The following is a 12,694-nucleotide window of genomic DNA, read 5'->3' on the forward strand; positions in this document are numbered from 1 at the left end:
TTGCCAATAAGCTAACATAACGATTCTTCACCTTTGAAATAATAACGATGAATAATCGCTGACTAGAAACAAAATAGCTAATTCAGAAAGCGACCCTGTGAGTAATCCTATTCATTTTGCAATTTTTAGCAAAAAGACAGTTAATGGCGGATTTTTCCAATTCCGTTGAGCTTGCTGTTACCTTAAATAGATTCTCAATCTGCGTTTAGTTTTTCCACTGTTTCTAGGAGAAATTGTCATGAGACCGCATGATTTCCCACTTTATCACTGGTTTTTTGAAGATGAACTGACTCAAGAACAGGTCACGGAGCTTTGCAAAGAAGGCAACCGTTTTTTGCATGGCGAAGAAAATAATGGTATTCGTGAAGTAAAAAAAGCAATTGATTGTTTTAAACAAGCCTCCCGTTACAACTGCATGGAAGCCATCATTGCACTTGGACACATTTACACACATTACCCCCCACATCAAAATGCCACAACAGCATTTTATTGGTATCGCCGTGCTTATGAACAAGGTAGCATTGAGGCTACTTATCAATTGGGTTTGTTATACCGTGATGGTAAAGGCGTGGCAGTGAGCCACGAAACGGCGGCGGCTTGTTTCCTAGAAGCCGCAGAAGCAGGACATGCAGAAGCTCAATGTCAATTGGGCATGTTGTTTCATAAAACCATGCATTACCCATATGATAATTATACGCCTGCAATTGGTTTGTTCAAAAATCGGGCAAAAGCCCACTTTTGGCTAGAAAAATCTGCTAAACAAGGCTGTAAACAAGCACAATATGAGCTTGGGCAATGGTACGAAAAAGAAGCAACGTATCGCGCTCATGATGGTAATCTTGATGCTAAAGTAAATCATGACCTTGCTATAAAATGGTACGAAGAAGCCCGTAAACAAGAGTGTCATCAAGCTGAACTGTGCTTGAAATACTTGCAAAAATCGCCTAAATAAGCGTTTCACCCCTAATTTTTAAAATGCGTTTAATTTCCTCAAATAACCCAAATTTGACAAAATGCTAAACGTAAAATAAAGACCTGCTAGGTTTTAAAAATCTAGCGGGTCTCTGTTTTTTCTGACACTTCATGTTTTTAGTGGATAGCATTGTTTTATAATAAAGTTTACACACTCATTTTATTTTAAAAGAAAAGGATATTTCTCAATGACCTTACAAGCAACAACGTTAACATGGTTAGCCCAAAATGCTTATGATGTGAATAACTGGGACAAGTTAGACGAACATGGCAATAATGCACTGGCAAAGGCAATTATGCGTAACGAATCCGCAATTGCTTATGACTTATTAGCCTTAAACACCTTAGATTTAAATCATCGCAATAATGACGGAAACAATACATTATGGTTCGCTTGTTTTCGTGACAATATTGAAATGATTGAGGCATTAGTAAAAGCGGGCGTGGATATCAACAATCAAAATGCAGCGGGAGCAACCTGTTTAATGTATGCCTCTTCCGCCAGTAAAACTGCTGTTGTAAAAGCCTTATTAGCACAAGGTGCAGATTATCAACTGAAAAGTCAGGATGATTTCACTGCCTTAGATTTTGCAGGTAATGCGGAAATTCTGCGTTTGTTAAAACCACTGTTTAAAAAATAGTTTTAACCTGAATTCAATTTTAGGACTGCTAACCCTTGAAAAACTGGCAGTCCTAAATTCTAAAAATTTACTTGCCAAACTCAGATAAATTATTTTCCTCCTTCTCATTTTTCATCAGAATTAAAAAGACTCACTCACATTATTCCCTTATTTAAGGGTTTTAATCCTGAAAATCCTGATTCAGATAATTTTTTAATTTTATCTAGTTAATCCTATTGAAAAACAAGAAGTAAGAAAATAAGTTATTCGATTAAAATAGCTGAAGCTGTTTTACATCTGGAAATACAGTAACCATCTGTTTTAGTTTTTGAATTTCGCATAACTAGGGGTTGGTGTAATACCATCAGATGTGCTACTTTCATTAGAATGAATATACAATTTACTTCTAATTTCTTGCTAGGACTATACTTAACTTGTTTAGCACTACCCAATTTTAATATCTTGTAAATGTTGTCGTTTAACCTAGACTTAGTGAACTTTTGTTTTTTTAAGTTACACAGTTGATTTTGAATTAATATTCTTAGGTTAATATTTTATGATTTCAACTCTGTAACTTTTTTCTAACTCTATCTAATACGGTAAGCAACATGGATGATGATAAAAATGAAATTGTTATTGGTTTAACTATTACTGATTTTAATGAGTTACCCTCAGAAATAACCAAAATATTGGGTGTTCAACCCTCTAAAACTTGGTGTAAAGGAGATTTAATTAGCAAGAGCGGGATTATCCGTCATAAACAGAATGGTTGGAAATTGTGTTCATCTCTGTCTAAATCTCAATCATTTAAAGAACATGAGAAAGATTTATTAGATAAAATCCTTCTATTTAAAGATAAGTTTAAAAACTTACCTTCAGAATGTAATGTTGAGTTTAGTTGTTATGTTGATATTTATAACGAGGATATTCCTGAGCTATCTTTAGAGAAAGATACAGTTAAAGTGTTATCTGAAATAAATGCTAGTGTCGATATTGATATTTATTTCCTCTATGAACCAGAAGCCGAGTAGGGTGGACATTGCTCACCTTACGACTAAGATAAAGCCATCTGTCATCATTAATAGATGGCTTTTTTTATGGAAGAAAACAATGCAAATCAAAATATATAGCAAACGTGCCATAAAGTGATTTAAATCTAGGACTGGCAGTCCTTCGCATCGTTTTATAGTACGTTTACTATGCTTATCGAGTTATCTCCGACCATTTAAGCAATCCATGCTTAATCATCGATGTACAAACAAGCATAATCGCGCAACGCTTAAATTAACCCGAGTTCGGCGAGATTTATAAAATAAAACAGATACCTGTTAGGTTTTCAAAACCTAGCAGGTCTTTTTTTGTCTGAATCAGAATTCACAGAATTTTCAGAATTAGCAGAATTAAAAAGCGTGATTCGCATTAATTTCTTGGTTTAAGGGGTTTAAATTCTGTTAATTCTGATTCAGACAAGCCGTTGTTTTTTTGAAAGAATATCGCCGTACTCAGGTTAAATTACGATGCATTTGGTAATATCACCCAAGATACTAATCCTGAGTTTAAACCGTTTGGTTTTGCGGGTGGGTTGTATGATGTTGATAACCTGAGTTCGGCGAGTTTTATAAAATAAAACAGAGACCTGTTAGGTTTTCAAAACCTAGCAGGTCTGTCGGAACACGCGAATCGGTTTGAAGGACTGGCAGGGACTACTCTCTTATTTTTTATCAAGATTCATCAAACAAGATTAAAACCTTGTCTGAATCAGAATTTTCAGGATTAACAGGATTTAAAACCCTCAAACCAAAAAGTTAGGTGAATCATGCTTTTTAATCCTGCTAATCCTGAAAATCCTGATTCAGACAAGCTGTTGTCTTTTTAAAAGAATATCGCCGAACTTAGGTTAAAAATAACAAAGCCTCTCCCATATTCGTGGGAGAGGCTTCTATTTTTTGCGATTACATTTTTTCGTGTTTAAACAAGGGTGTTGTTATGCCCAAGGGGTTTTACGTGGGGCATATAAATCGGTGATTTCCCCTGTTGCGACTTCTGCGGCAAAGGCGATTGTTTCCGATAAAGTTGGATGGGCATGAATCGTTAAGCCTAAATCATGCACATCTGCCCCCATTTCATAGGCAAGCATGGTTTCTGCGAGTAAATCCCCTGCGTTCACGCCGACAATGCCCGCACCAATAACACGCTTGGTTTTACGGTCAAATAACAGTTTGGTCATGCCTTCATCACGTCCTAAACTGAGTGCACGCCCGCTTGCCGCCCATGGGAATACGCCTTTTTCGTATTCGATACCTTTGGCTTTAGCTTCGGTTTCTGTTAAGCCCATCCATGCAACTTCGGGGTCTGTGTAGGCAACGGAGGGAATGGTGCGGGCATCAAAGTAGGATTTATGTCCTGAGGCATTTTCTGCCGCAATTTTCCCTTCATGTACGGCTTTATGTGCCAACATGGGATTGCCGACAATATCCCCAATTGCATAGATATGTGGAATATTGGTGCGCATTTGTTTATCAACGGGAATAAAGCCCATTTCGTTGACAATCACGCCTGCTTTATCTGCGTCAATCAGTTTACCGTTGGGTCTTCTACCCACAGCAACCAGCACTTTGTCATATATTACAGAGGCGGGCGCATTCGCCCCTTCAAAATGGACTTTTAGACCTTCGGGAAGGGATTCTATTTGGGTCACTTTGGTGTTGAGGTAGATATTGGCGTATTGTTTTTCTATCCGTTTTTGTAAGGGTTTGACAATGTCGCGGTCGCAACCTGTAATGAGTTCGCCTAACAGTTCGACGATACTGATTTCTGAGCCTAAGGCGTTGTAAACGGTTGCCATTTCTAGCCCAATAATGCCACCACCGATGACCAGTAATTTTTTAGGTACATCGGTCAGCCGTAGCGCGTCGGTAGAGTCCATTAAGCGTCGGTCATGGTAGGGAAAACTGGGAATTTTTGTCGGTTGTGAGCCTGCGGCAATGATGGCCGTTTCAAAGGAAATGGTTTTAATACCTTCCGTTGTTTCTACTTGTAAAGTATGCGGGGAGGTAAATTTGCCCGTTCCTGTGACAACTTGTACTTTGCGTTGTTTAGCAAGTCCTGCTAAACCAGAAGTTAAGCGTTTAATAACGCTATCTTTCCAATCGGCGAGTTTTTTTAGGTCAATAATGGGTTGGGTGAAGCTCACGCCGTGTTTACCCATTTCTTGGCTTTCGTTGATGATAGCGGCGGTGTGTAGCAGGGCTTTAGAGGGGATGCAACCCACGTTGAGGCAAACTCCGCCTAATGTGTTGAATTTTTCTACTAAAACAACTTTTTTGCCTAAGTCGGCAGCACGGAAGGCGGCTGTGTAACCGCCAGGCCCTGAGCCTAAGACGAGCACTTCTGCTTGTATATCACTAGAGCCTGCGGGAACATTGGCTGCTTTGGGGGCTGGCTCGCTGGTAACGCTGGGCGCAGGCACTGGCGCGGGTTTACTCGCTACAGCACCACTGCCACTGGTTTCTAAGAGAAGGACGAGTGAGCCTTCTGAGACTTTATCGCCGAGTTTAACTTTTAATTCTTTTACAGTCCCTGCGACAGGGCAGGGGACTTCCATCGTCGCTTTGTCGCTTTCTAAGGTGAGAAGAGATTGATCTTTTTGTACGGTATCACCGACTGCAACCAGCAGTTCAATGATAGCCACGTTTTTAAAATCTCCGATATCAGGGACATGAACTTCTATGATATTGCTCATTATTACTCCTTATGGTGTTTTGAGTATAACCACGCATTATCATGGGTATAGAGAATGCGTGGGGTAGCGATGGGCTTGTGACCCGTTTATGTGGGTAATGGGGGTAATTATTCCAACGCAAGGTTGGGGTAATCGTTTTGCAATCGGTTTTTTAGCACTTCTAAAGCTTGCTGGGTTTGTTGTTGTTGTGTGGTGAGTTGGGCGATGTCTTTGGCTTCGTTAGCAAGGTAGGCATCAAATTTTAAAAAGTGTTTATCCACATCAAATTTTAAATTTTGAATGTAGGGGCGGAGGTGTTCGTGAATACGGCGTTTCAGTTCTTCACTGGTTCTTTGAATGTTTTCGTTGTATTCCGTGATAACTTGGTGTTTGCTCCATTGCGCCCCGCCTCCAACGACGACAAGCCCTAAAGCAACGACTAAACCACCTGTTACGTCTAACCAGATGCCTTGTGAAAGGGTCGCAAGAATACCACCAACCGCTGTAACCCCGCCCCCTGTTGCAAGTACTGCGACAATATTCCAAAGCGGGTTATTGTCGGTCATTGGTTGCATGTGTTTGCCGTCGTTTTTTACGAAAATATTAAAGTATTCTTTAAGTTCGCCTAAAATGCCGTTGCGTTTTTCTGCGATATGGGTAAAAACAGTATCGTTGTTGATTAAGGGGTTTTTTTGCGTCACTTGAATTTTTAATTCAATTTGGGCAACCATTTGTTGTACGTTGTGAGCAACATCAAAAATTCCTGAATTCAGGCGTTCTTGTAAAACGTGTGTGAGTTCTTTTTGTAACCGATTTTTAAAATCTTCTAACCATTCGTTAAACGATTTCGTATTACTCAGTTTATTAATCAGGGGTAAGTTTTTGATGGTTCTGCCTAATAGACTGAATAAGCCAAGCTCTTCACTCATTTCTTGTTCTAAGTCTTTGGCAACTTTATGATAACCTTCAAGGGTGTAATTAATAACGCGGTCAACTTCGTTAATAGAATGTTGTTCGCGTTGTACGAGTAGTTGCTTCACTTCTAAGCGAAAGGCTTGGTCAGCTTCTAATTGTCCTTGACGGGTTTGTAGCCCTTTTTGTAGTTGTTCTAAAATGTGTAAAGCTGTTTTAACGCCATTATGTAGTTTTAAAACAACGGCATTGCTACCCGTGATATTTTCTTGAATATAGGCACGAATGAGATGAAAACCGCTTTTATCGGTTTGCCCTGCTAATTCATCTTTTGCAGAAACGCAAAAAGTACGCGGGTTGTCAATTCCACGTTTTTGAGCTTCTCGCACGACGTTGTTTAAGTTAATGTTTAACCCTTCAGGACTTGCCGCGAGTAAATCGGCTTGTTGAAGAATGAAAATAACTTTTTTGTGCCATTCTTGATGAATATAACTGAGGAATTTCCAAGCAGATTCTTGATAGGGATTGATGCAGGGAAAAACAAAAATAATTAAATCGCTGTGGGGGATAAAATGCTCTGTAATTTCTTGATGTTCTTTAATTGTAACGTTATTTGTGCCTGGTGTGTCGACAATAGCGAGTTCTTTTAAAATATCGATAGGTAGGGTAATTTTCTTTAAATGTTCGTTAAGCACATGTGTGCTTTCTTTTTCACCGTAAACGATTTGTTGGACGGTGTCTGTGCAAGGGTCTGGCGCGACTTTGCATATATCACGACTGAGTAAGGCATTAATAAAACTACTTTTACCCGCTTTTACTTCGCCAACGACCACAAACATAAAGGGGTCAGTTGTCCGCATTCGTAGTTCGCTGACCCAGTCTGTTAATTCTTTGTTACCAACGGCGATGGAAATATCTTGTAATGCTTTTAAATGCGTCGCTAAATCGGTTCGATAATATTGCAATTGTTGGTCAAAAATTTGATCGTTCATGCTGGGTATCCATCATAAAATGGTACAAAGTCTGTGTGATGCGTTCTGTCATCATTGGTTTATAACATGGATTGTTTATCCATCATTTACAATAGCTTTTAAGATAACAGGCTTTATAATCGTTTTTAATGCAAGGAATGCGTTGATATGTGCAGTATTGTATCAGGTTTGAAGGAATTTCTTTTAAATAGTCGTTTCTTGCAAAACGTGTAAAAATAAAGACGTATTTTATTAAAATTAAACCTAAAAAACGAATAATTATAGTCTATTTCTTATGAAAACCATTCGTGAGCAAATTATTCAGCGCATTATGTCTCAACTAGAAACCATCACGAGTATTAATGGTTATGAAAATACTATCGGTTCTGGGCATGTTTACCGTCAAGAAGCGGTGATTAAGCAGGCGAGTCCGCCTGCTGCTGCTGTGTGGGAATTGGAGGAGGAGCGCAAACGTAATGCTTATGGGGGAACAGTGCGTATTTTAAAAGTACGTGTAGAAGCCATTGTCAACGCGCCTGTTGATAAGCATCCCGCGTCTGTCAGCAATGCGTTATTAGGCGATATTGAAAAAGCCTTAATTATTGCTGATACCTCATTAGATTCTTTAATTGATGATATTCAAGATATTGCCGCAGAAATTGCTCATTTTCCACATGATAAAAGTCTGGCAGGCGCGGCGATTGATTTTGAAATTAAATATACAACGGAATGGGGCGACCCGTATTCGCAAGGGTATTCGTAATAATAATCTGAGTTCGGCGAATTTCTTTTAAAAAGACAACAGTTTGTCTGAATCAGGATTTTCAGGATTAAAAGATTGTCTGAATCAGAATTTTCAGAATTAACAGAATTTTCAGAATTAAAAAGACAAGAAAATTAAAAGAATAAAAATTATGTTTTAATTGTTTTAATTGTTTTTAATTGTTTTTAATTCTGCTAATTCTGCTAATTCTGTGAATTCTGATTCAGACAAAAAAAGACCTGCTAGGTTTTGAAAACCTAGCAGGTCTTTTAGTTTAAAAAAGCCAATAGGTTAGCCTTTAATCAATATCCACAACTAAACTTTCTTGGTTAACGATTAAAGTTCCATCTGCAAGGCGATAGCCAAAGCGAATGAACAGTTGTCCTGTTGCGACAAATTGTCCTTGATACATAATCACTTCATTTTGTTCGGCTAATGTTACGTTGTGTTTAAACGGCACTAAAGCTGTAACATCTTTTCCATCCCAGACTTGAATACTGTTGTCTTCTCCTAGCATGAAATAAAGGGTTTGATTAGGTAATAGGGGATGTTTAAACGCTGCATACACTACGATATCCGCCGTTTGTCCAAGATGTTTTGTTTCAGGTTGTATCGTACCTCGAATATTAACAGGGCTTGTCAAGGGTAAGTAAAACCCTTTTGCTGTCTCTGTGCAGAGGTTAGGCAGTTGAATCCCCCCTTTAAAAATGGCATCCGTTGGGAAAGCGGTGTTTACGGTGTAAGCCCCAAGTGTTCCAGAGAAAAGTTCTGGTTCTGGATTATTGCGGGTGTAGCTGGCAATGCCATCTTTTAAGAAATCACGCCCATATAAGGTGTTTTCATCATAGGCATCAATACGCCAGTTATAAATGCTTGTTAAGGGGGCAACAGGACACCATACGTTTTTTTCGGGGTAGTAGCGGGCAATGGTGTTGTAAGAACGCGCATAAACGGTATTTGAGGCAGACAGGGTTAATTCACTGCCTGTAAAGCTGATGTTTTCGTCATTGTTATAAGACTCAATTTTTGCTTGTAAACCGTGATTAATCATTGTCCAAGTCGCACCTTGATCGGTGCTTTTAAAAATGCCTTTATAGCTTTGTGCATATAAGGTGTGTGTGTCTGTGGCAATGCCTATTTGTACAAGACTGCCGAGTAAGTCCATGCTGCCAATGACTTGCCAAGTTTTACCATCATCTGTGCTACGGTAGAGCGCGCCCGCTATTTTGTATAAAACTTGTGGGGTTATGGGGTCAACAATAAATGTGCTGGATGTGTTGGTTTCTTCAAACAGTGCTGACCATGTCGCGCCGTCGTCTGTGGTTTTAAACACACTTGCCTTTCCATTAATAAAGTTTGTGATGAGATATAGGACTTTATTGTCATAAGGAACGGTTAGTAAGTGATGGATAAGATTTGGGCAAGTTTGTAACGTAGTGGGTAATGGGTGGCGGATTTCCGTTTCACCTTGCACTTGGATAGATAGGGATTGGCAATCATTGGTATAGCCGTAGAATTTAAACGGGGTTTGATAGCTATTTACGGCTAAATTTGTTGTTGATAAGGAAAGACTTGTTAGGGTTTGCCATGTTTCGCCTCTGTCTGTGGATTGGAAAAACTCGCCATTAGAGTAGATATAAACGGAAGGGGTATCGATTGCCGCAACAGAATTGGGTGAAAAAACGGCTTCAATATTGCGGGTTTCATGAATCCCTTGGTTTTTAAGTTGCCAATGATTACCGCCGTCGGTGGTTTTCAAAATTCCATAACTGCTCGCTAAATATAAAATATCAGCATTATTGGGGTCTATTACAGCATCATGAATTCTGTTGTATGACATGGTACTGTAAGGCAATCCTGCTTGTAATAATGTCCATGTGTTACCGCCATCAATACTTTTATATATGCGATTAAATTCTAAGCCAGCATCTTGGATGGGTGGATAACGTAAACTACGATAATAGCTTGGGAAATTTTTATAATTTGCTGTTTGAATCGCGTATAAGGTTTGCGGTTGTTGGGCATTCGCAACTAATTGGATTTTGCGAGTGTAAAAATCGTCGCTACTGGTCGGGAAGAGATTTAGCGTTGTTAAATTATCCCCCGTCAAGGTGCTACGGTTTAATGTCCATGTTTCAGTATTGGGCATTAATGTGAGGCTATAGAGGGTTGCTGGTTGGGTTGGTATAACGGTGGCGACCTTAAAAGTGGGGGAGGCAGGATGATTGGTTGCTGTCCAGTGTTTACCGCCATCTGTGCTTTGATATAAGCGCGCTACGGTGATTGTAGCGTCGCCTTGTCCTGTTGTCTGGTAAGCGGTTGTATAGATGGTTGCAGGATTATTGGGGTCTGCAAATAAATCGGGTGAGAAAGATAAACGTTCGTTACCATTATCTTGCCAAGTATTGAACATTTCCTCCCAACGTTTTCCGCCATCTTGTGAACGGTAAATTTTTCCAGCAATTGACCCTTCTGCAAGATTGACATATATCGAACTGGGTGTTGTTGGTGCAATCAAGCGGATTTGTATGCGTTGTTCGGGGGGATAATATCCTCCTTCTTGAATCGGCAGTTCAAATCCTGCATCCGCAGTGACTGCAACCCATTCTCCCTGTATTCCTTCCCGTTTATAAAATACGCCTGTTTTTGCCTGTAATGCGTACCAAATGTCGGCATGAGGGTCTTTGACAGGCACAGAATAGGGGTATTCATAAGATTCTTTTGGAACAAGAGGGGCTTGTGATAATACCCAGTTTTCGCTTTTATCAGTGCTGTAGTAAAGCGTAGTGTTGTTTCCCATTTCGGAAAATAGGGTATAAGGCGTTGTTTGTGTATCCACCCAAAGACGATAAGCCGAGCCGCCGTCAGGTTGATGACCAATTGTCCAGTTATTTTCGCCCGCGAAACTTTGCATACTGGAGAGTAAACCTCCCCATAAAATCAATGTATAAAACTTCATAAAATACCTTTGTCATTAGTTGAACAGTACTTTTTTAAGTACCTATTTGATAACAAAGATATATTATTAAGTGATTAAAAAATACTAGGGTTTTTCCTGATGGAGGTTTGTGTAAGAACTTTATGCGTAAAAAAACGGTTTATCTTCCTATAAATGGTTACATCTTGTTTTTAAAACAAATGATAGCATTTAAGGGTGTTGACGTAACCAAGCAATACGGTCAGTTAATCGTTTTTGCCATTGAGGGCTTAAGCCTTCTGCATGGGCAATGGCTTCTAGCTGTGAAATTTCAGGACGGTGTTCTAGGACATTTTGCCAAAAATAAGCGATGGTTAAGTGGGGATTTGGGCAACTGATGCGTTTAAAACTATCGCCTTGGTTTAGTTTGCCTGCTTGTAGTACGCGATAGTACCAGCCTGTTATGTTGTGTTCTTGAATAAATAGAGAAAGTTTTTCTATACCAAATTTATGGTTGATTTTCCAGCAAGGGCTACGTGGTTGGCTCACTTGTAGGGTGCAATCCCCAAGTTGGTATATATCACCAATACAAACATTGTGCTCATGTAAGCCGATACTGGATAGATTTTCACCCAAACTACCTGCAACAAATTGTTGTGCTTCATGTGGGTATTGAGCAGCTAATTGGGCGTAATTTTCTGCGGCGTAATGATGAATCGCTTTTTCTGCTCCACCGTGTACTCGTTTGTCGGCTTGATAGTCACCAATCAGTCCTAATTCATTTATTTGAATTGTGTTATTAATGGGAAGTTTATAAATGCCTGTCAGTTGTCCCTCTGGGGGTAAGGGGCGAAGTGTGCCGATAAAGAGTTGTGTTAATACCGTGTCTGCTGTCATAAATTTTCCCCTCCCCCTGATGAATTAGGCGTAAAACAGGTGTTGTAAGGCTTCCCCTGGATCAACCGCACGCATGAAGGCTTCTCCAACAAGAAAAGTATCCACCCCTGCATCTCGGAAAATTTTCACATCTTGTGGTGTATGAATCCCGCTTTCAGTGACGACAATTCGCCCTTTAGGAATATCGCCCAATAAATCTAGTGTAGTTTCTAGGTAGGTGTTAAATGTGCGTAAATCACGGTTATTAATCCCTATCAATGTTGTATTTAAGGGGAGTACCCGTTCTAATTCTTCGCGATCATGTACTTCGATTAAGACTTCCATCCCTAAATGGTAAGAAAGCCCTGCTAAATCTTGTAGTTGTGCATCACCTAATGCCGCCGCAATGAGTAGAATGCAATCTGCACCAATCGCACGGGCTTCATAGACTTGATAAGCATCAATTGTAAAATCTTTGCGCAATATGGGCAGGGCACAGGCTGCTTTTGCTTGTTGTAAATAGGCTTCTGTTCCTTGAAAAAAATCATGGTCAGTGAGTACGGATAAGCAGGCAGCATGGCTACGTTCGTAGCTTTTGGCAATTTCTTCAGGGTTAAATTGTGGGCGTATGATGCCTTTGCTGGGTGAAGCTTTTTTGATTTCAGCAATAACGGCTGCTTGACGAACGCGCAAACGTGCTTCAATTGCCCCAATAAAATCACGTGGCGCGGCAGTATCTGCTGCAATGGCACTGAGAGTTTTTAGGGAGCGTTTTTCTGCCCGTTCAATGATTTCTTCAGTTTTGCGCCGTAAGATTTTTTTGAGGATATCAGGTAGTTGATTAGACATGGTGTAATGTGTCAGTCATCGAAAAAGTGATAGTTTACCGACTTTTTCTAGTTGTGCTAAGTCTATTAAAATCCTTTAAAAAGGAAAGTTCTC

At 39.7% G+C, this 12,694-nt stretch carries 9 protein-coding genes; 4 read left to right on the top strand and 5 right to left on the bottom strand.

Translation table 11 applies throughout. From position 1 onward, the window contains the following. Positions 1 to 238: 238 nt before the first annotated feature. The 3 genes from BEGALDRAFT_RS17665 (at position 239) to BEGALDRAFT_RS00675 (ending at position 2,623) form a co-directional block, all read left to right on the top strand. Positions 239 to 952 (top strand): tetratricopeptide repeat protein, encoded by a 714-nt coding sequence (locus tag BEGALDRAFT_RS17665; RefSeq protein WP_002682642.1) that lies wholly within the window; start codon positions 239 to 241, stop codon positions 950 to 952. A gap of 208 nt (positions 953 to 1,160) precedes the next feature. Further along, positions 1,161 to 1,613, top strand: coding sequence for an ankyrin repeat domain-containing protein (locus tag BEGALDRAFT_RS00670; RefSeq protein WP_002682644.1), 453 nt, complete (start codon positions 1,161 to 1,163; stop codon positions 1,611 to 1,613). A gap of 587 nt (positions 1,614 to 2,200) precedes the next feature. Further along, positions 2,201 to 2,623: a DUF4279 domain-containing protein gene (locus BEGALDRAFT_RS00675; RefSeq protein WP_002682645.1), complete on the top strand. Its 423-nt coding sequence runs from the start codon at positions 2,201 to 2,203 to the stop codon at positions 2,621 to 2,623. 953 nt (positions 2,624 to 3,576) lie between these two features. Here the strand turns inward: BEGALDRAFT_RS00675 and lpdA are convergent. Continuing rightward, a complete protein-coding gene (gene lpdA, locus BEGALDRAFT_RS00680; protein ID WP_002682646.1) occupies positions 3,577 to 5,334 on the bottom strand; it encodes a dihydrolipoyl dehydrogenase in 1,758 nt (585 codons plus the stop codon). Between the two features lie 107 nt (positions 5,335 to 5,441). Next, on the bottom strand, positions 5,442 to 7,217 hold the full coding sequence (locus tag BEGALDRAFT_RS00685) for a dynamin family protein (protein WP_002682647.1): 1,776 nt from the start codon (positions 7,215 to 7,217) through the stop codon (positions 5,442 to 5,444). Between the two features lie 274 nt (positions 7,218 to 7,491). Between BEGALDRAFT_RS00685 and BEGALDRAFT_RS00690 the strand changes: the two genes are divergently transcribed. Further along, positions 7,492 to 7,959 carry a hypothetical protein gene (locus tag BEGALDRAFT_RS00690; RefSeq protein WP_002682648.1) on the top strand — a complete coding sequence of 156 codons (468 nt, stop codon included), beginning with the start codon at positions 7,492 to 7,494 and terminating at the stop codon, positions 7,957 to 7,959. 298 nt (positions 7,960 to 8,257) lie between these two features. Here BEGALDRAFT_RS00690 and BEGALDRAFT_RS00695 read toward each other — a convergent pair whose 3' ends face one another. The 3 genes from BEGALDRAFT_RS00695 to trpC form a co-directional block, all read right to left on the bottom strand. Further along, on the bottom strand, positions 8,258 to 10,918 hold the full coding sequence (locus BEGALDRAFT_RS00695; protein ID WP_002682649.1) for a WD40/YVTN/BNR-like repeat-containing protein: 2,661 nt from the start codon (positions 10,916 to 10,918) through the stop codon (positions 8,258 to 8,260). A 189-nt stretch (positions 10,919 to 11,107) separates the two neighbouring features. Beyond that, positions 11,108 to 11,773 carry an MOSC domain-containing protein gene (locus BEGALDRAFT_RS00700; RefSeq protein WP_002682654.1) on the bottom strand — a complete coding sequence of 222 codons (666 nt, stop codon included), beginning with the start codon at positions 11,771 to 11,773 and terminating at the stop codon, positions 11,108 to 11,110. A 24-nt stretch (positions 11,774 to 11,797) separates the two neighbouring features. Further along, entirely contained in the window at positions 11,798 to 12,601 is an 804-nt protein-coding gene (gene trpC, locus BEGALDRAFT_RS00705; protein ID WP_002682656.1) for an indole-3-glycerol phosphate synthase TrpC, read from the bottom strand. Positions 12,602 to 12,694: the final 93 nt, after the last annotated feature.

This window comes from Beggiatoa alba B18LD, from assembly GCF_000245015.1.
GTDB lineage: Bacteria > Pseudomonadota > Gammaproteobacteria > Beggiatoales > Beggiatoaceae > Beggiatoa > Beggiatoa alba.